The organism is Thermoleptolyngbya sp. PKUAC-SCTB121, from assembly GCF_016919485.1.
In the GTDB taxonomy this organism is placed as follows: domain Bacteria; phylum Cyanobacteriota; class Cyanobacteriia; order Elainellales; family Elainellaceae; genus Thermoleptolyngbya; species Thermoleptolyngbya sichuanensis.
Genome location: NZ_CP070366.1, coordinates 2,003,596 through 2,023,068 on the forward strand (window position 1 = coordinate 2,003,596; position 19,473 = coordinate 2,023,068).

Consider the following 19,473-nt stretch of genomic DNA (forward strand, 5'->3'; position numbering starts at 1 on the left):
GTTTTTTCTCTGCCTTTACTAGAGCTTTATTAGAAGTTCAGAAAACCAGGGAGGCACTGTTAAGACGCGATAAAGATAGATATTTTTACTAGCGTAATTGCCACAAGCCAATGAATTATGAGGATATTCAGAGGTGGGGTGAGAGTTTCCGGACGGCTTGGATGAGGCTTGGTTAAAGTCAGTCTCCTGAGCATCTACAGGTGAGCTTTAGGCAAGCTCTAGCAGACTCGAAAGGGTGAGTGTCGCGCCCCTGATGTCTGGTTTCTGAGGAATAGATGCTCTCTGACAGCAGGTGACTTTGCGCTCAGCGGACATTTAGGAGTGGGACGGTTTCTAGTCAGAACTTCGGTCTTTGTAGAAGGTACTTTTTTATGTCTCTAGCTTCCCAAGACTATTACGAGGAAATAGATTTTCAGAAGTATTGGAACGTGTTGAAACGGCGCTGGCTGCCAGCGACCACTGTGTTCCTGACGCTTACTGCGCTGTCTACGGCGATCGCCCTACGTCAAAAACCTTCCTACGAGGCCGAGACCTTGCTTCAAGTCCGGTCGAGCGCCGCCTCAAGGCTGACAGGCGTGGGCGAAGGGCTGGGCGAACTGGAAAGGTTGACCCTACAGAGCAACCCGGTCGATAGTCAGGCGCAAATTATCCAATCTGCTCCCATCGTTTCTGAGGTTATTCAGTCGCTCGACCTCCGCGACGAAAACGGGGACCCCATGCTGGTCAAAGACGTGGTTAGCAAATTGACTGCCCGCTCAATCCCAGCGACCGATCTGTTGCGAGTCACCTATGCTTCTGACGACCCTGAACAGGCCGCAGCCGTGATTAACCGCTTGGTCGAGGTTTATACCAAGAACAACGTTCTGGTGAACCGTGCTGAGGCAGCCGCCGCTCGAGAATTTATCGCCAAAGAGCTACCCAAAACCGAAGCTGCTGTGAGGGCTGCCGACTCTGACCTGCGTCGCTTTAAGGAAGAGAATGGGGTAGTGTTGCTGGAAAGCGAGGCACAAGAAGCTGTCAATATCATCTCCAAGCTTGAAGATCAGGTGACCCAGGCGCGGGCTGAACTCTCGGACACTTCTGCGCGTCTTGCCCAGTTGCAGGGGCGCGTCGGCGCAGATCCCCGCCGAGCAACCGTAATTGCTGCTCTAAGCCAGTCTGCCGGTGTCCAGGAAGCACTGACTCAGTTGCAGGCGGCTCAGCAAGAATTGGCTGTTGAGCGGACTCGCTACACCGAAGACCACCCGGCGATCGCCAATCTCCAGCGCCGGGTGCAATCCCTGGAAGAGCTATTAAGGAATCGAGCCGTCAGTGTTGCTCGATCCGACTGGAATAACATTCGGAATGATCTCCAGGCAGGGGCACTTCAGCAGGATTTGATTGGTGAACTAGTCAGACTGGAAGTGCAGCGCCAGGGGATTGTGCTTCGCCTAGAAACTCTGGCACAAGCCAGCAATGCTTATCGGCAACGAGCAGGGGCACTGCCTCGCCTAGAGCAGCAGCAGCGTGAGCTAGAGCGTCGCCTCAATGCTGCCCAAACGACCTACGAAGCCCTATTGGTCAGGCTCCAAGAAATTCAGGTTGCAGAGAACCAGAATGTCGGCAATGTCCGCGTTGTGTCATCTGCTACCATACCCGACGAGCCACTTCCCTCCAAGAAGAAGCTTTTCCTGGTTGCCGGCGCGCTCTCAGGAATGCTCTTAGGAGTTGCGACGGCCTTCAGCATCGACCTATTTGATCGCTCAATCAAGACCGTGAAGGAGGCCAGAGAAGCCCTTGGCTATACCCTCCTGGGCGTGATTCCTGTCTTTCCCCGATCTGGCAAGTCCAGTTCAGCCCTGGGTGCTTTGGATCATCCTGCACCCCGCGTTGTGGTTCAGGATATGCCGCAGTCTCCAATTGCTGCGTCCTACCAAATGCTGCAAGCCAATCTCAAGTTTTTGAGTTCTGACAAAGCAGTGCGATCGTTCGTCATTACTAGCTCAGTCGCTCAAGAAGGGAAATCCGAAATCGCGGCCAATCTGGCAGCAACGCTGGCTCAGCTAGGTCGCAAGGTACTTTTGGTCGATGCTGACCTGCGCCGACCTGCACAGCACCATACCTGGAATCTAGTCAATGCTGCGGGCTTGAGTAATCTCCTGGTTGATCAGGTTTCCAGCGATTCGGTGATTCAGGAAGTCATGCCGAATCTATATGTCCTGCCCAGCGGCGTTGTACCTCCTAACCCAGTTGCGCTATTAGACTCCAAACGTATGGCCGCCCTGGTTGACGACTTCCTCAAAGAGTATGACTTTGTTCTCTTTGACACGCCTCCCCTTGCAGGCATCGCCGATGCAGCAGTTCTTGGGAAGATGACTGATGGCATGGTTTTAGTCGTTCGCCCAGGAGTTGTCGATTCATCGCGTGCCCTTGCAGCCAGGGAATTTCTGAAGCAGTCTGGTCAGCAAGTTTTGGGCATGGTACTCAACTGCGTTGATGTTCGCAATGAGCCTGATAGCTACTTCTACTATGCAGGCAGCCAGTACCACTTCAGCACTTCTTCTACGGCTCTATCTGGAGCTACCCAGATCGGCGCTGGAGTTGGATCTTCCTCTGCAAAGTCGCAATAAAGTTGAAAAAGCGTCTATCTTATCTGATTCATTGAGATAGACGCTCTTCGGGATGTTGCTAGCCAGTTATCTGGTTGCCTTTATTTATCGCCCGTGTTTATAGAATTTACATCAGGAGTGGTTGAAGCAATGCAATACCATATCGTACTTAGTGGGACGCGCTGGGCACAGACCAATGAAGAGATAAAGCTCGGCAAGCGTCCGCGAAACTACATTGCGCTGCTTCAGGAAGAACTGGGTGCCTGTATAGACATGCCTAATGTAGAAGCAAGCAGTGCAGATAAAGTGCGATCGAAGCTATTCGCAGGGCGGCCAGAAAACTGGGCTTTGGCCAGACAGCTTGTTAAACAGCTCACTTCTGATGATGTTGTCTTCTGCAGTGCCGAAGATTCATCCATACCCTTCTCTGCTTACTGTGTTGGCAAGAAGGATCGCCCTAAGGTTGTTTCGCTGTTTCAGAACTTTGATCGCCCACGGAACCGGCTCACAGCTAGATGGCTGAGGATTGCTAAATCTACAGATCTGTTTGTAGTCGGTTCTAAGTTCCAGCAGGATCTGGTTTGCAGGGATCTCAATCTCCCGAAATCTAGAGTGCTGTATCTGCCACAGTTCGTGGATACAAACTTCTTCACGCCGGGACTCCCTTCTCCAGATAAGAAACGTCCTATTATCGCCAGTGCAGGTCTAGAAAATCGAGATTATCGCCTGGTTGCGGCAGCAACTCAGGATATGGATTTAGATGTCAAGGTGTGTGATGCGTCTCGGTTTGCAAAGCGCTTGAAGAAGTCTTTCCCAGATGTGGTTCCTGCCAACATGGAATTTCGCTATTACGAGATGGGAGAGTTGGTTCAGCTTTATCGAGATGCAGATATTTTTGTAATGAGCGTGTTTGAGAGCGATTATCATGCTGGCTCTACCTCATTGATTGAGGCAATGGCCTGCAAGCGCCCCATCATTGCAACTGCCACAAAAGGACTGTCTTCTTATCTCGATCCAGATGCAATCCTCACAGTCCGTCCGGGCGACGCTGAAGGTTTGCGGAACGCAATATCCTATTTATTCAACAACCCCGACGAAGCAAAGAAACGAGCGGAGCGAGCCTATCAGATTGTGATGGAGCGCCATTCTTTGGAAGTCTATGCAAACACAATTGCTGCCCGCATGAGGGAACTTGGAGGGGGCGATCGCCCTGATGAAAGCATCATCATCGAGCCTGCAAGGCAGCCTGCAAACTTGGTGTAGACAGTGTTGTTCGCCTAAAGGACTCTCAACGCAGAATCAGGCTCAAGGTTTCTACTGGATGTAAGCGGCATAGACATGAAACATCGACGTAAGCTACTCAGCAACTCAGCCTCAATGCTCGTTAATCGAGTTGTGCAAAGTGTTGCGACTTTTGTGCTATCTGCATCCATTTCGCGATTTCTGGGTGCTGATGAACTAGGAAGATATCTGCTTGCCTTCAGCTTTTACTACATTTTTGTCGGGATTGCATCTCACGGACTAAAAAACCTGATGATCCGGATGATTGCTCAAGGAGCAGAGTCCACCAGAAATGAGTCATTTTATTTGCTGAACTGCACGATTCTTCAGCTAATCATTAGCATCTTGGGCTATATTTGCCTGCTTGCAATTGTCACCATCCTTCCATACGAGCCTGGAACGAAACTGACCTGTTACATCATTGGTGCCGCTGTTATCCCCTTCTCTCTTTCCAACATGACTGAGGCCTTCTTTCAGTCACAAGAAAGAATGCATCTAATTGCTACTGCAAACGTACCTGTTTACGTTTCTCGCATCTTGGCAATGATTGCGGCAATGCAGCAGGGCTATGGAGTGAACACGATTGCTTTGCTGTTTGTAGTTTCAGAAACGCTGATTTTTCTGATTCAGTGGGTTCTGTTGACACGAGAGATGCAGATGGACTGGAGGCTTGACCCAAGTTTCATGGTTGCAAAGTTCAAGTCTGCTGCCAGCTTCTTCGCAATTGATAGTCTGGGAATTGTTAACGCCAAGCTCGAATTCTTGATTCTATCTGTGGCAGGGAGTGAGCTTCTCGTCGGGCTGTATGGTGGTATTATCCAGCTCATGCAGCCTTTTTTAATTATGACAGATAGCCTGATGCAGGCGGCCTATCCAGGCATGGTCAAGTCTGTTCAGGAGGGGACAGATAAGCAGCGCAAGATTGCTCAAAGTATGGTTGGAATTCTCCTGTCAATTGCGCTGCCAACCTGTGTCGGCTTCTTCTTTTTTGGAGGAGATTTGCTACAGTTCGTCTACGGTGACGAGCGATTTCGAGATGCAGCTATCATCCTGACTGTGTATTCCTTTTCAAGAGTCTTGGCATCGTTTAACCGACCGTTTGGATTTGTCTTGATGGCAAACGGATTGGAAAGAATCAATATGCGCGAGGGTTCTGTAACAATGGCTGTCAAAGCCTTGTTTGGATTTTTCCTGGTGCCAAGATACCAACTCGCTGGCGCAGTTTCGGTTGCGCTCTTGGTCAGTGTTTCGACATTCTTACAATTTCTGTTTGCTCTTCGTCGTTTGTTCTCAATCAACTTTCTGGAAGTGTTCTATTATCCAGGCTTGATTTGCGCCCTGATGATTCCTATTTTCGTAGGTCTTCAAAGGCTCAATCCAGGCTTCATGATTGTGCTAACCGTCTCTACGCTGATCTATTTCATTATTGTGGGACTGCTTGGTGTCTACGCACTGGGAGGACCAAGGTACGTTTGGTCTAAAGTCGCCAACCGCAGTTCTGGCTAGCTAGTCCCCCGCAGGATGTGTCTATAGACTGATCGTTTTACATTCTGACTCGAATCTTGACGAAGGAGTAAGTGCTGTGAAGGGGCTGTGGCGATTCCTTGAGCTTGCATTTGTTATCGCTTATCTAACTCTTTATGCTGGCGGCATTCTTGCGCTTTTCCTGTCGGGAGGCTTTAGCGAGGGGGATGCAGGTTCTCTGAGGGATGTCGATTTTGCCTTGATTCGACAATTGCTTCTTGTAAACTATGGCATTTCCTTCCTGCTTTTACTATGGCGATGGAAGTATGTTGTTCAACGGCTATTTAGGAGTCCGTTCCTCCTGATTCTCCTGGGGCTTGTGGTGTGTTCAGTTCTCTGGTCTGCTCAGCCAAGCCTTACGCAGACAAGGGCGATCGCGCTTCTTGGCACCACGCTATTTGGAGTCTATTTTGGAACGCGATTTAGTCCGAAAGAGCAACTCAACCTTTTAGCAATTACATTTGGCATCATTTTATTTCTGAACCTTGCCTTTGTGATAGCCCTTCCTCAATATGGCAGGATGAGTGGTATTCATGCGGGCGCATGGCGGGGAGTTTTTATTCATAAAAATCCCTTCGGCCAAATGATGGTTTTGAGTTCTCTGATCTTTCTATCTCTATCTTCTACAAAAGGTAGAAACTCGTGGATGCCAATGCTGGGGCTTGCTGTTTCAGCGCTCATGATTGTCATGTCTGCCTCTAGCTCCTCACTGATTAACTTTGTTACGTTAATCCTGATTTTTATGGTCATCAAGGTCGCGCTTTGGCCAGACCGAATCATGATTCCGGTCATTTGCACTCTTTCGGCGGTCGGTTCTTTAGCTTCCCTCTTCTTGGTAGATTTGCTGGAACTAGTCGTTGGTTCTGTGGGCAAGGATCTAACCCTGACTGGGCGAGCAGATATTTGGCCAATTGTCATTCGTCAGGGTTTGCAACAACCGATCTTGGGCTATGGGTATAGCGGATTTTGGGGGGACTGGAATAGTCCTGGTGCAGCCGTCTGGAAGGATTATGGATGGCTTGCTCCCAATGCCCACAATGGATTCATTGATCTCTGGATTCAGCTTGGATTTGTGGGTGCCGCAATTTTCTTGGTTTGTTTCTTGCAAATGTTTGTACGAGGCGTTCAGCTATCTAGAGGTGCGGAACCCTCGCTGTACTTGTGGTCAGTTATTTATCTTATCTTTACATGCTTGATTAATTCTACGGAATCATCGTTGATGGTCAATAACAGCTTAAATTGGGTTCTTTTTGTCTCACTTAACATGTCTCTACAGCCCAACAGGTTGCGATCGCGACAAACTGAAGAACCTGTTGAGGTTTATATGGGAGCGCTAACACCTTCTGTTGAATAGCTAAGTATTCTGGTGGGATCATTGGGGGAGCATAATTATGAAGATTCTAATGCTGGGAGAAGGACTTTCGAGGAAGGGAGGAATAGTCTCAGTCCAGCAGTTGATCTTGGAGCAGGCTGATGATTCGGGCGTAGAGATTGAGCATATTGCAACGCTGGTTGACGGTTCTTCAATAGAGAAGCTTCGAGCATTTTTCAAAGCTCTCTTTGACTTATCAGGTAGGCTACTTTTTGGCAATATTGACCTGATCCATATTCATGTTTCTGAAAGAGGTAGTGCCTTTCGACAGTCCGTCACCACACTAGTATCCAAGTTATTTGGAAAGCCCGTGGTGATGCATACTCATGGCTCGGAGTTTCATGAGTTTTATGATCATTTACCCATCTTTTTAAGAGCCGCTCTAGGTTGGGTTTATCGTCAGTGCGATCGCTTCATTGTGCTGTCTGAAAGTTGGCAGCAATTTTATGTGGAAGCGCTGAATCTTAAGGAGCAGAACGTATCGGTACTGCCCAACGCAGTCAGAATTCCCAATCAAGTTCCTCGGCGAACTGACGGTCAGGAGGGAGAGGTTCTATTCGTCTTCTTTGGACGTATTGGCCAGCGGAAAGGTGCGTTTGATTTGGTGCGATCGCTGCTTCATCTTTCTGAGCGCGATCGCACTCGATTGCGGCTCGTAATGGCTGGTGATGGCGAAACAGAAAAACTACGTGAGCTTGTTTCAGAACTTGGGCTAGATCACATTGTCACTGTCAGAGATTGGGTCAGCCCTCAAGAACGCGAAGCCCTTTCCAGAGAAGCCAGCGTTTTTATCCTCCCTTCCTATAACGAGGGTCTGCCTATGGCCTTGCTGGAGGCTATGAGCTGGGGACTGGCAATCATTACTACCCCTGTAGGGGGTATTCCTGGACTCATCAAGCATAAAGAGAACGGAATTTTAGTGGAACCTGGAGATATCTATCAAATTGCGGATGCAATTCGGTTGCTGATTGAGAATAACGCCCTCCGAACTAGCCTTGGACATGCTGCTCGCGAGAGTGTGCTTCCATTTGGCGCAGATAGCTATTGGAAAGCGCTAACCGATATTTATTCGTCTACTGCCACAAAGCGTACTGCCACAAAGCGGTGATCATCATGGTTCTTAGCAATACTCTATTCGAGGAGATTCGCATCTTCGGCACAAAGTTTCACAAGATTACAGTTTGTGATCTTCTCAACTCCATTGTTGAATATGCAAAGCAAGATAGGAAGACGGTCATTGGCAACGTTAATACTCGTGGTATGAATTTTGCCTATGACCTGCCTTGGTATCGTGATTTTATTAATCGTTCAGAGCTGGTTTTTTGCGATGGATTTGGGGTTCTTTTAGGCGCAAAGATGCTGGGCTATTCTGTTAAGAGCAGTCACCGCATGACTTGTCCAGACTATATCGAAAGCCTGGTTCTTTTGTGTGAACAGCACAATCTTTCGCTGTATCTTCTTGCAGGAAAGCCAGGGGTAGTGGACAAGGCGATGGCTCAGATGAAGGCGATCGCCCCCAACCTCCGAGTTGCAGGTCATCATGGGCACTTTGCGAAGACTGGCCCAGAAAATGATGCAGTCATTGCAGACATCAACCGATTCCAGCCAGACGTGTTTTATGTGGGCTTCGGAATGCCGCTGCAAGAGAGATGGATTGTAGATAACTTTGACCGCATCGATGCGCGAGTTTTCTTACCGTTGGGAGCCTGTCTGGACTTCTATACGGGAACCGTCTATCGAGGCCCTCAATGGATGACTGATCGCGGGCTGGAATGGCTATCTAGGCTGCTGGTGGAACCGGGGCGGTTGTGGAGACGATACATTGTGGGCAACCCACTGTTCTTTTACCGAATCTTCAAGCAGCGCATCCAGCAACGTTTCAAGGCTCTGAAACGGTAGCGTTGACCTTTCAGCACTAGGGAATTATGGCAATACAATCCCGGCTCGGCCGTCGCCGATTGCTGCAAATCGGATTTGGGGCAGCGATTGCGAGCTGTTCATCGATTCGGCAAAGGAGTCGCCAGGGCTTTGGCTCTCACAGTCTATCGCCCAGCGCCTTGGCTACAACAGGCTTCAACTCTCTGGCACAGGTTGCATCCCAGAAAGGGTTTCTCTACGGAGCAGCTTCAGACTATGCCATGCTGTCCTCGGATGCTCAGTTTGCTGCGAGATATGTTGAGAATTGCAGAATTCTTGTTCCAGAAAATGGTCTGAAGTGGCGAGCTTTGCGTCCTTCTCCAACTGAGTTTGACTTTACTAAAACCGACTGGCTATTTGATTTTGCAGTAAAATACAGCTTACAAATGCGTGGCCATACATTGGTATGGCACTTGTCTCTGCCTCGATGGTTTTCAGAAACGTTGAATTCGCGCAATGCGGAGCGCCATCTGGTTCATCATATCGAGTCTGTTGCCGGCCGCTATGCCGGAAAGGTGCATTCTTGGGATGTGGTGAATGAGGCAATCGAAGTTCCAGACGGCCGCCCCGATGGGCTTCGCAAGAGTCCGTGGCTTGAGTTCTTAGGCGAAGAATATATCGATCTGTCATTTCGTGTTGCGGCCCAAGCCGACCCAGAGGCTTTACGGGTCTACAACGATTATGGGCTACAGTATGACACGTCTAGCCATGCGGCAAAACGTCACGCTGCCTTGCGCTTGCTAGAACGGCTACAGGCAAAAGGGACACCGATTCAAGCATTTGGTATTCAGTCTCATTTACGAGCGAGTGAAACTCGATTTAACGCCGAAAAGCTAAGGCAATTTTTGCGGGATATTGCCAGTATGGGCCTTAAAATCCTGATCACAGAACTAGACGTGAGCGATCAGGGTTTGCCTGCTGATATTGAACAGCGCGATCGCCTAGTGGCGGATGCCTATCGAGAATATCTGGATGTGGTGCTGGATGAACCAGCCGTCATTGCAGTGCTGACTTGGGGGCTGAGCGATCGCTATACCTGGCTGTCGGAGTTCAAGCCCCGCGAAGACGGGCTACCTGTCCGTCCTCTACCGCTGGACGAAAACCTGGAGCGCAAGCCTGCATGGTGGGCGATCGCCCAAGCCTTTGATAATGCTCCCCTTCGCTAGATCCTGCCCGCTACTAGCGAGGTATCTCGCGGCGAGGCACTTCATAGTTACTGCATAATAGTTACTTCATAGCTACACTTCCTTCATAGCTAAACTTCGTAGCTATTGATGATGAACATAGCTATCGGTGACGAATATATTCGTACACACCCAAGTAGGCCGCGCCTGGATCTTTCCACGAGTAATCATAGGCCATGCCTTGCAGGACGAGCTTCTCAAACTCTTCAGGATAATAGCGCCACAGCCCGATCGCCCGATCCATCGCCGACTCTAGCGCCTGAAAATCGGTATGTTGAAAAACGTAGCCGTTGCGCTTTTCGGGCGGGTGGTTTTCGTCATAGTCCCGGTCAAACACGGTGTTCACCAAGCCACCTACGCCGCGCACAATGGGAACCGTGCCGTACTTCAGACCAATCATCTGGGTCAGCCCACAGGGTTCAAAGTTGCTGGGAACGACGATCATGTCTGCCCCTGCGTAGATGAGGTGAGAGAGTTCTTCGTTAAAGCCAAGCTCCAGGTGAGCGTCTGGATTGCTGTAGAGGAAGTTCTTTTCGTGCCAGAACCAGTCGTTGATACCGCGCTCGGTGGCCGACCCCAGCAGCACAAACTGGACACCCCGCAGCAGCGCATGATAAATCGCATGGTGAACTAGATGCACGCCCTTTTGCTCATCCAGCCGACCAATGTAGCAGATGAGGGGCTTTTCAGGGTCATGGCGCAAACCCAGGCGATCGCGCAGTGCTTTTTTATTCTTAACCTTGTTCTCTAGCGTTTCGGCAGTATATTTTGCCGGAATGTATTTGTCAATTTCTGGGTTCCAAATGTCGTAATCCACACCGTTGAGGATGCCACTGAACTTGTAGCTGTGGGTGTGCAGCGTGTGTCCCAAACCATAGCCCTCGCTGCCATAGTGGGCTTCCCAGGCATGGTGAGGCGAAACCGTGTTGACATGATTGGCGTAGACGATGCCACCCTTCATGAAGTTGAGGACGAAAGGATTGAAGTTATCTTGCAGGCGATCGTACTGAAAGTAATATTCCTCGTTGTTTAGCCCCGTCGCCCAGAGAATATCTACGCCGCCAATGCCCTGGTGCTTAAAGTTGTGGATGGTGAACAGCACGCGCTGATTAGCCATGCCGTGCCATTTGTAAATCTCATACAGCATGACGGGCACTAGCCCAGTCTGCCAGTCGTGACAGTGAATCACGTCGGGGCGCTTGTTGGTGCGAAGCAGAAATTCCAGCGCTGCCTTGCTAAAGAAGGCAAAGCGCATGTTGTCATCCGATGCACCGTAGTAAATGCCCCGGTTGAAAAAATTATCCTGGGATTTGGGCTGAATGAAGAAGCAGAGGCGACCATGCACCCAGCCGCAAAACACATCGCACCTGATCGCTGCGCCGTACCAGGGCACCGACAAATCTCGATAGGCCTCGTGCAGCCCCCAGATGTGGTCGTACCTCATGCAGTCATACATGGGCAGGATGATTTCGACCGTGTTGCCGCGAATCTCTAGCTCGCGGCTCAGCCCGTAGACCACATCGCCCAGTCCCCCAGCTTTGATCACTGGCGCACACTCAGAGGCAACTTGCACAATATACATGGACGGCTCCTTGCTGAAGGGAAACTGGCTAATGGCTACGTTGGACGCTGGGCTGGATGCCCCTCAGAAACGCTCTGAGAAACATCTAAAAGCACTTTGAAGGCACTTTCAGAAGAGACACATCAAGAGAGAGCAGCTTAGCTAACGCTTCACATGCGATGCTTCACAAAAGTATAAAACCATATTTTGGGGGACTCGTGGGTAGTCTGGGGCGATCGCCCTCAAGAGATTTTCCCAAAGCCAGACTCGACCGTCAGCCTGACTCTTCTTTTTGAGCAGCGTCCCGCCAGAAACCCTTTGATCGCTCTTGTGACCAAGACTTTCGTAATGTAGGTGTAATTGTAGTGTAGGTGTAATGCAGGGCTGATGCCGTCAGACGCACGCTCGCCCATCAGGAATGAAGCGAAGGAGACAGACTACAGACGAGCAGCAGCAGCCCGAACAGATCGGCGTTCATATTGGGCAAAGCGCGGCGAGACGATCGGGGACAGGCCGCCCGTTCCAAATCTTGCTCAGCGGCATGGGCTAGCTCAGTGGCCACGCGAGCAGCATAGGGGCGAATAAACGACCAGATCAGCGGCGACAGCCAGCCCTTGAGCGTGACAGAGTAGGACACTCGCGTACCGCAGAGCGTAGATTCAACGCGATAGGTGACTCGCTCCTCTATCCCCGGCAGCGCTAGGATACGGACGCTCAGCAACTCGCGGGGCGACACCCGCTCAACAAAAATCCGAATCGGAATCGGCAGAAACAGGCGCGAAACCGCTTGATAAATCAGTCCTGGTTTGGGGATGAGTCCTTTGGGAACGTTGGTGCGGGCAATTAGCGGATGCCAGGAAACGTCAGCCAGGTTAATGACTCGCTGCCAGAGGGCATCCACCGAAGCAGAGCTAAGGGCCTGATAGGTTTCCACGAGGGGCTGCACCCATTCTTCCGCACCACGGCGTGAATGCCGACCCCAAAAATCCAACATTTTTCGTCTCCTCGAACACCGAGTCGTTGATCAAACTAAACCAATTTTCGGACTAAATTTTGACCTCATCTAGGGGCTTGCTTCGCGCTAAGCCAGCCTCTAAAAATCTACGAATTCAACGAGGCTCCGGTTCTATCCGCCATTTTTAGTTTTATACCAGGGTTTATCCATCGCTTTATGTAGTCCTGATCCATTCTAAAGGTCTGCTTTTCGTTTCGTTTGTTAAGCCTGGTTTACAAAAAAGCTGGGAGAGCATTCCGCCTGATCGCAAACCGCCCAATAGGACTCTAACGGGACTCTAAAGGCGGCCCTGGGGCAAAAAATGGCGTATTGGGGCGTATTGACCAGTATTGACCAGTTCAACAGGAGATCAGCAGGATATCGTCCCTAGCAGAAACCCGCCAGCAACCCATCAGCAACCCATCAGCGCTAGAGTTAGATAGGAGACACTCGGTTCCACAAATAGCAATGCAGCAGGCTGATCGGAAAGGCACGCAGGAATGGTTTCAGAGGAACCATTGGTTGGAGATACTCTGGTTACAGATACTCCGACCCGTCGTAACTCGGTGGCGGGTGGCCGGGTGGGTGGTGGTTGGATGCTGGATTGGGGGGATCGCGCTGCTGCCGCAAGGGGCGATCGCCGGGCCTGTTGATCCCTATGTGGCGCGGTTTCTGGATGCCTCCGAGCCAGTGGAACTGCCGCTCGATGCAGACACGACTCGACCGTTCTCGGCGATCGACCTGACCGCAGGCAAGCGCCTGTTTGAAGAAAACTGCAAAAACTGTCATGTCGGCGGTTCGACCCTGCCCAACCCGACCGTGCCGCTGTCTCTTGCAGCGCTGAAGGGCGCAACCCCGCCCCGCGATACCATTAATCGCCTGGTTGCCTTTCTGAGGGCCCCTACAACCTACGACGGCTCTGAAGAGGCGCTGGAGTGTCGTCGCGTTTCGGAGGACTGGATGAACCAGACGCAGGTCGAAAACCTATCCGCCTTCATTCTGCGATCGGCTCAGAAAGCACCTGGCTGGGGCACGGCTGACTTCTAGCCGCTTCCTAAACGTTGCTCTAGGGTTCGACCAGATGAGCTGACTGCCTGACGGAAATGGGCGAAAGCTTAGAGGCTAACCTGTTGCCACGCGCCATTAACGTGTATCAAACGAGCGTACCAAACGAGCATGGAGGGATTCGAACCCCCGACCCTCAGAACCGGAATCTGATGCTCTATCCACTGAGCTACATGCCCTCGGCTTTCTAGCGAACTCTTAAGCAGACTCTTAGAGTAGTAAACTTTAGAGCGATCGCCAATCACCACTCAGAGAGTATAGCACTTTAAACCTGGAACTGGAGACATGCCCTACAAGCTGCTGTTTGTTTGCCTTGGCAACATCTGTCGATCGCCCTCTGCGGAAAATATTATGAACCTGCTGATCCGACAAAACGGGCTAGACGGGCAGATTATTTGCGATTCGGCGGGTACGGGTGCATGGCACATTGGCAACCCGCCCGATCGCCGCATGAACGCCGCTGCTCAGGCGAAGCTGGGCATTACGCTAGAGGGAACCGCCCGCCAGTTTCATCCCGACGATTTTCAGGAATTTGACCTGATCCTGGCAATGGACAAAGAGAATTACGAAAATATTCTGCGCCTCGACCGCAGCGGGCAATATCGCCACAAGGTCAAGCTGATGTGCGACTATTGCCAAACCTATGGCGATCGCGAAGTGCCCGACCCCTACTACGGCGGCACAGAGGGATTTAACTACGTGATTGACCTGCTGATGGATGCCTGCGGCGGATTGCTGACAGAGTTGAAGGCGAGTGGGGCGATCGCCCAATAGAGGCCAGGTTGCCGTTCTCCGCTCACCTGCCTTCTCTCCCGCTCTCTCTCCCGCCTTCTGCAAGGTTGGATGCAAGTTGAAGAATGCGAGTTGAATGTGATGTTGAATGCGACGGAGGCACTCCGCAGGGTGCTTATTCTGGCTGAAGCGGCAGCGTGACGGTGAATTGCACCTGTCCGTCAGCACAGTCTAGCTCCAGCGTGCCTTGCAGACACATCACCAGCTTTTTCACCAGCGCCAGCCCTAGCCCCGTGCCGCCATATTTCCAGGGGTCGTTGTTGGGAATGCGGTAGAACTTTTCAAAAATGCGATCGCGCTCAACGAGCGGGATTTCAGTGCCCGTATTGGTGACGCGAATCTGGAGCTTTGGAATGACAAGACCTTGGAAAGGAGGCTCTTCCCTGTCCTCCCACCCAACTCCGTTCTCCTGCCCTTGCCCCCCAGCCTCCAGCCGCCTCTTTCGTTCTTCCCTCTTCGTTCTTCCCTCTTCGTTCTTCCCTCTTCGTTTTTCGTTTTTCCCTCTTCGTTCTTCCCCCTCCTCCTGCGCTTTCCCTCCGGCATCCAGCCGCTTCACCTCGACCCAGATTTCGCCGCCCGCAGGGGTGTATTTGCAGGCATTGGTCAGCAGTTCTGTAACCACGCGCTCTAGCTTGGCCAAGTCGGTGATCAGAGGTGGCAGACTGTCTGCGTCTAGGCGAATTTGCAGGGATTGCTGGTGATTGCGGGTGCGTTCCTCAAACGGGCGCAGCAGCGGAATCAGCCAGCCTGCTAGATTAATGCTGCTGAGGTGTAGCGCATCTGCGCCCGCGTCGAGCCGCGACAGGTCAAGCAGGTCGTTGATCAGGCTGATTTCGCGCTGAGACTCTTCCCGCAGGATTTTGAAGTATCGGTTGACCCGGTTTGGCTCTGGCTCGGTGGTGCTGTCTAAAATGCCCGTCTGCCGGAGGATTAGCTCTAGCATTTGAATGGCCATTTTGATGTTGGACATGGGCGTTCGCAGCTCGTGGGAGACGGTGCTGAGGAAGTCGTCTTTGAGCTGGTTGAGTTTTTCCAGCTCTCGTACCTGGGCCTGGGCAGCTTGAAATAGCCGGGCCTGGCGGAGGGCGATCGCACACTGGTTGGCCACCTGCTGCGCCATGCGCAAGTCCTGCTCGCCAAAGGCATAGAAGGCGTGGTTGATCATCCACAAATCGCCCAGCACGCCTTGGTCGTCCATAATGGGCGTTGCCAGCATGGACACGCGCCCGCGCACCGGGTTGGGCACCAGAGAACAGAATTGTAGACTCTGCCCGTTGAGCAATGGGCCGTAGATCTCTGGGAAGGCCGCTAGATCGGCGGTGCGTCCTTGGTAAGGCGAGACGGTGGTGGTGTATTCATAGCGGACGGTGGAAGTGCCCTCTTCCAGGTCATAGAGGGCGGCATTGCAGCAGCTAATCTCGGTGGCGATCGCCAATTCCTGCACTGCCGTTTGCAAAATCTGATCTTCGTCGAGGCTGTCGCGCACCTTGTCGGTAATGCGTTTGAGCGTCGCTTCAAAGTTCGACGCTAGCCGCAGTTCGGCCGTGCGGGCCTGAATCTGCCGCTCCAGATCAACATTCAGGCGCTGCACCTGCTGATAGAGTTCCGATTGGGCAATAGCCAGGTCTAACTGACCCGCAAGTTGGGTAATCAGGTCAATTTCCCACTTCTGCCAGGTGCGATCGCCCAAACACTGATGCACCACCAACCAGCCCCACAGCCTATCCTGCTGCATCATCGGCACGACCAGCATGGCGCGAACGCCCAGCCGTCGCAAAACACTGCGAGAATGCTCTGAAAGGGATTCCGTTTCTAGGCTGCTGAGGCTGTAGACCCAGCCTGCGCTGCTAGTCGAGCGATCGGCAATCGGGAAGATGCTCTCTGGCGGCGGATGCCCGGAAATCGTGGGACACCCTTCGGCGAGTGCATCCACGATGATGCTGCCTGTGCCATTTTCAAACAGGCGGTAGATCAGCACTCGATCTGCCTGAAACATTTGCAAAACTTGGTCTACAGCCGTATTCAGGATGTCTTTCAAATCCAAAGACTGACTCAGCATCCGGGCAAAGTGGGTGGCTTGTTTGGAAACCAGCCCCATCTGCTGCTCGACCAAGGACGTTGGCTGGGCGGTAGAGTCTGTTTGCTTTTGGTGGGTAATATCAGTCAAAAGGCCCAACCGCTGCCAGGGCAGTCCATCGGGCGTGTGAGACAACAGGCGATCGCGCGATCGCAGCCAGCGCCACTCGCCGTTGCTCTGCCGCAGACGAAATTCCACCTCATGCTCATCGCTCGACTCGCCCAACATCTGAGCCAGATACGTCTGCACCCGTGCCCAGTCTTCTGAATGAACCCGTGCAGAGAGGGCGGCGATACTAGGCGACTGTAGTCCCTCTAGGCAATCCCCCAACACTGCCACTATCTGATCGTCGTTGATCAGCATGAGGCGGTGCGCCACCCGGTCATAGACATAAACCAGGTCAGAAATCAGCGTGAGCAGCGGTTGAATGAACGGCAGCAGCGCATCTGAGAAATCCGCCAGGCTGCTAGCTTTCAGGCTGCTAGCTTCCAGGCTGCTAATTTCCAGGCTGTCAAACTTGAGCAGGGATTGAGCGATTGCAGACGATGAAGCAGCGGAACCGTCGATCGGTGGCGCAGGAGAAGAGTGCGATCGCGCATGACTGTTGCTCAAATGGGAACCGCCTGACAAAGATTCGGGCCCAGTGCTGTGTCTATTCTCGCAGTTCCGTTCAGAATTCTCCGCCGACTGACAAGAAGATGCCGGAGCAGGGCGCTCGGAAAGGGGCGCATTTCCCGACTGCGGTTCCTCCGAGTTGGATTGGGGCGGGGTCTTTTTCGACCGAGATTTTAGGCTCATGGGCGGGCTTCCTGACAAGCAATGCGGCTTGCCGCTGATCAAGACACCGAATTTGCCTAATCCATCGAACCAAAACGAACACAAGGGCATGAGGGGTTTAACAGTCTCACACGACGCATCCTCAATCTGCCTCACGGTAGGCGTGATCTCTGCGCTCAGTCATTTTTGCAGCTAATCTCTCAATTGACTTTTGTGATAGACATCTATGCTGTGAACCCCTGAGGCAAGATGGGCGATCGCCCTTTTATGTTTTGCTTCGGAAAGTTAGGTTACTTCACGGCTCTAAACAGATGGCTTTGCACCTGATTCAACTCGTGTATTAACTCAAGCGAGTGGTTTTAAGATGCCCACAATCTGGGACAGTCTCACGGTTCGTTCAAAATTCGTGAGTTGTTTGAGTCTCCTAAACTGGAACTTCCCAAATTGATCATTCGCAGCGCACCCGACGCTCCCCAGAAATCACGAGAACAAACCCCAGAACAGCAATAGGATTCAACCCTTGCTGAAACTCAAACCCTGGGCAATTTCTGGTGCGTTCTGGGCACTTTTGCGGTCAAAAATCCGTCCTGCTGAACCAAACTCTAATAGTCCGGCTTCGCGGGTTAAGTTTTCTCACGTTTGTTTGGCAAATCTTCATGATTAATTGTCAGGCTTGGTGTTGATTTAACCCAGCAGTTCGCAATCTCCGCAACGATCCCCCCCACTCACCTTTCACGGTTCCATCCATGCTGCTTAAACCAGGAAGATTTTGCAAAATCTGCGAATTTTCTCTCAAATAAGCCCTTTCCGAAATCGTAGTACCATAAGCTGTATCGCTTATGAGTAAACCCTTGTAGAGCTTGGCGATCGCCCCTCTCGTGCCTTCGTCCTCTCGTTTATTCATCCCCACAATCATTCACCCCCCGATTATCTGCCCCAAATCACCTTAGGACTTACGCAGTTGGACGATTTCTTGCGGGTTGCGCCTGCGAGAAATCATCTAAAGCCCAGAAAACTCATCGCAAGTGTGTCAGTCCTGCACCTGTAAGAAATCCTGTAAAACAAAGGTTACACCGCTATGGAATCCCTCGCCTATCTCCACACTGCCCTCCTCTACGAAAGCACCGAGCCAGCGCCCGAATTGCGTGACCTGAGCGAGCTATTGCCCTCGCCCACCAGCGCAGCGTGGCTCTCGGCGCAGATCTTGGCAGCGGCTCTGGTTGTCGGCACGGCGGGGTCTGCAATGGCCGCTACGGGCACTGTGCAGACCAATGGCAACCCGTTGAACGTCCGCAGCACCCCAGGCGGACCAGTGGTCAGCAGCTTGCCCAACGGCGCACGGGTTGAGCTAACGGGTCGCCGCAGCGGCAACTATCTAGAACTGGCCAACGGCACCTGGGTTTCCGCCGACTGGGTTGCGGTGGGCAATACCAGCCCGACCCAGCCCCCCAGCGGCACCGACCGAGCAGTGGGCTTTGTGAATACTTCGGGAGAGCCGCTGAATGTCCGCAGTGCCCCCGGTGGGGCAATTGTAGGCACGCTGCCCAACGGCACGCGAGTCGAACTGACGGGTCGTTCCAGCAACGGCTTTTTGGAACGCACCAACAGCACCTGGGTCGATGGCCGCTACATTACCTACAGCCAGCCGCCCGTCACGACTCCTCCGCCCAGCCCCACCCCCAACCCCGGTGTGGGCGCAGGCAGCAGCATCGCCTTTGTGCGGACTAATGGCAGCCCGCTGAACGTGCGAAATGCCCCCGGCGGCGCAGTTGTTGGATCAATCGCCAACGGTAGCCGGGTGGATCTGACGGGTCGGCGCAGCGGTGAATGGGCAGAGCGCACCAACGGCACCTGGATTTCGAGTAATTGGATTACGACCAATCCGGGAACCACGCCCCAGCCCCCTACCCCACAGCCACCCATTGGCGGGGATCGGGGTACTAAGTTTGTTGCAACCAACGGCAGCCCGCTGAATGTCCGCAATGCGCCCGGCGGCACCATTATTGGGGCGATCGCCAACGGCAGTCGGGTCGAACTCACAGGTCGCCGCAGCGGCGAATGGGTTGAGCGCACCAACGGCACCTGGGTATCTAATAATTGGCTGGTTGATAATCCCTCTGGAAATGTGGGCGGCGATATTTCCTTCGGGCGAGTCCGCACCAACGGCAGCTCGCTGAATGTCCGCAATAGCCCCGGTGGGCAGGTCGTGGGAACGATTCCTAACGGTAGCCGGGTAGCGCTGATGGGGCGACGTAGCGGCGGCTGGGTGCAGCTAGAGCGGGGCGAGTGGGTGTCGGGCGATTGGATTGTGATGGAATAGTCCGATTTTGGATTTTAGATT

At 52.3% G+C, this 19,473-nt stretch carries 12 protein-coding genes, 1 tRNA gene and 1 pseudogene; 10 read left to right on the forward strand and 4 right to left on the reverse strand.

Going from position 1 to position 19,473, the window contains the following annotated elements; translation table 11 throughout:
- Positions 1–371: 371 nt before the first annotated feature.
- The 7 genes from JTM80_RS08420 (at position 372) to JTM80_RS08450 (ending at position 9,848) form a co-directional block, all read left to right on the forward strand.
- Positions 372–2,609 (forward strand): polysaccharide biosynthesis tyrosine autokinase, encoded by a 2,238-nt coding sequence (locus tag JTM80_RS08420; RefSeq protein WP_205370971.1) that lies wholly within the window; start codon positions 372–374, stop codon positions 2,607–2,609.
- A gap of 129 nt (positions 2,610–2,738) precedes the next feature.
- Complete coding sequence (locus JTM80_RS08425) at positions 2,739–3,851, forward strand: glycosyltransferase family 4 protein (protein ID WP_172358498.1); 1,113 nt, start codon at positions 2,739–2,741, stop codon at positions 3,849–3,851.
- Between the two features lie 75 nt (positions 3,852–3,926).
- Positions 3,927–5,375, forward strand: coding sequence for an oligosaccharide flippase family protein (locus JTM80_RS08430; protein WP_172358497.1), 1,449 nt, complete (start codon positions 3,927–3,929; stop codon positions 5,373–5,375).
- 76 nt (positions 5,376–5,451) lie between these two features.
- Positions 5,452–6,747, forward strand: a complete 1,296-nt coding sequence (locus tag JTM80_RS08435) for an O-antigen ligase (protein WP_172358496.1) — start codon at positions 5,452–5,454, stop codon at positions 6,745–6,747.
- 37 nt (positions 6,748–6,784) lie between these two features.
- On the forward strand, positions 6,785–7,873 hold the full coding sequence (locus JTM80_RS08440; RefSeq protein ID WP_172358495.1) for a glycosyltransferase family 4 protein: 1,089 nt from the start codon (positions 6,785–6,787) through the stop codon (positions 7,871–7,873).
- 5 nt (positions 7,874–7,878) lie between these two features.
- A complete protein-coding gene (locus JTM80_RS08445) occupies positions 7,879–8,664 on the forward strand; it encodes a WecB/TagA/CpsF family glycosyltransferase (RefSeq protein WP_172358494.1) in 786 nt (261 codons plus the stop codon).
- Between the two features lie 239 nt (positions 8,665–8,903).
- Positions 8,904–9,848 carry an endo-1,4-beta-xylanase gene (locus tag JTM80_RS08450; RefSeq protein WP_255548922.1) on the forward strand — a complete coding sequence of 315 codons (945 nt, stop codon included), beginning with the start codon at positions 8,904–8,906 and terminating at the stop codon, positions 9,846–9,848.
- A gap of 121 nt (positions 9,849–9,969) precedes the next feature.
- On the opposite strand, the gene glgA is transcribed toward JTM80_RS08450, so the two are convergent.
- Positions 9,970–11,448 (reverse strand): glycogen synthase GlgA, encoded by a 1,479-nt coding sequence (gene glgA, locus JTM80_RS08455; RefSeq protein WP_172358492.1) that lies wholly within the window; start codon positions 11,446–11,448, stop codon positions 9,970–9,972.
- A gap of 391 nt (positions 11,449–11,839) precedes the next feature.
- Positions 11,840–12,421, reverse strand: coding sequence for an SRPBCC family protein (locus tag JTM80_RS08460; RefSeq protein WP_225906801.1), 582 nt, complete (start codon positions 12,419–12,421; stop codon positions 11,840–11,842).
- 588 nt (positions 12,422–13,009) lie between these two features.
- On the opposite strand from JTM80_RS08460, the gene psbV2 reads away from it, so the two are divergent.
- Positions 13,010–13,468, forward strand: coding sequence for a photosystem II cytochrome PsbV2 (psbV2, locus tag JTM80_RS08465; protein ID WP_399367898.1), 459 nt, complete (start codon positions 13,010–13,012; stop codon positions 13,466–13,468).
- A gap of 124 nt (positions 13,469–13,592) precedes the next feature.
- On the opposite strand, the gene JTM80_RS08470 is transcribed toward psbV2, so the two are convergent.
- Positions 13,593–13,665: transfer RNA gene (locus tag JTM80_RS08470), tRNA-Arg, on the reverse strand.
- A gap of 106 nt (positions 13,666–13,771) precedes the next feature.
- Here JTM80_RS08470 and JTM80_RS08475 point away from each other — a divergent pair.
- Positions 13,772–14,260: a low molecular weight protein-tyrosine-phosphatase gene (locus JTM80_RS08475; RefSeq protein WP_205370976.1), complete on the forward strand. Its 489-nt coding sequence runs from the start codon at positions 13,772–13,774 to the stop codon at positions 14,258–14,260.
- A gap of 202 nt (positions 14,261–14,462) precedes the next feature.
- On the opposite strand, the pseudogene JTM80_RS08480 reads toward JTM80_RS08475, so the two are convergent.
- Positions 14,463–17,243, reverse strand: a pseudogene (locus JTM80_RS08480) (GAF domain-containing protein); the annotation flags it as partial.
- Between the two features lie 967 nt (positions 17,244–18,210).
- On the opposite strand from JTM80_RS08480, the gene JTM80_RS08485 reads away from it, so the two are divergent.
- A complete protein-coding gene (locus tag JTM80_RS08485; protein WP_205370980.1) occupies positions 18,211–19,452 on the forward strand; it encodes an SH3 domain-containing protein in 1,242 nt (413 codons plus the stop codon).
- Positions 19,453–19,473: the final 21 nt, after the last annotated feature.

What these genes read in the sequence shown, in the direction of transcription:
- JTM80_RS08420 (WP_205370971.1), top strand. Translation starts at nt 372, where the DNA reads ATGTCTCTAGCTTCCCAAGACTATTACGAGGAAATAGATTTTCAGAAG.
- JTM80_RS08425 (WP_172358498.1), top strand. Translation starts at nt 2,739, where the DNA reads ATGCAATACCATATCGTACTTAGTGGGACGCGCTGGGCACAGACCAAT.
- JTM80_RS08430 (WP_172358497.1), top strand. Translation starts at nt 3,927, where the DNA reads ATGAAACATCGACGTAAGCTACTCAGCAACTCAGCCTCAATGCTCGTT.
- JTM80_RS08440 (WP_172358495.1), top strand. Translation starts at nt 6,785, where the DNA reads ATGAAGATTCTAATGCTGGGAGAAGGACTTTCGAGGAAGGGAGGAATA.
- JTM80_RS08445 (WP_172358494.1), top strand. Translation starts at nt 7,879, where the DNA reads ATGGTTCTTAGCAATACTCTATTCGAGGAGATTCGCATCTTCGGCACA.
- JTM80_RS08450 (WP_255548922.1), top strand. Translation starts at nt 8,904, where the DNA reads ATGCTGTCCTCGGATGCTCAGTTTGCTGCGAGATATGTTGAGAATTGC.
- glgA (WP_172358492.1), bottom strand. Translation starts at nt 11,448, where the DNA reads ATGTATATTGTGCAAGTTGCCTCTGAGTGTGCGCCAGTGATCAAAGCT.
- JTM80_RS08460 (WP_225906801.1), bottom strand. Translation starts at nt 12,421, where the DNA reads ATGTTGGATTTTTGGGGTCGGCATTCACGCCGTGGTGCGGAAGAATGG.
- JTM80_RS08475 (WP_205370976.1), top strand. Translation starts at nt 13,772, where the DNA reads ATGCCCTACAAGCTGCTGTTTGTTTGCCTTGGCAACATCTGTCGATCG.
- JTM80_RS08485 (WP_205370980.1), top strand. Translation starts at nt 18,211, where the DNA reads ATGGAATCCCTCGCCTATCTCCACACTGCCCTCCTCTACGAAAGCACC.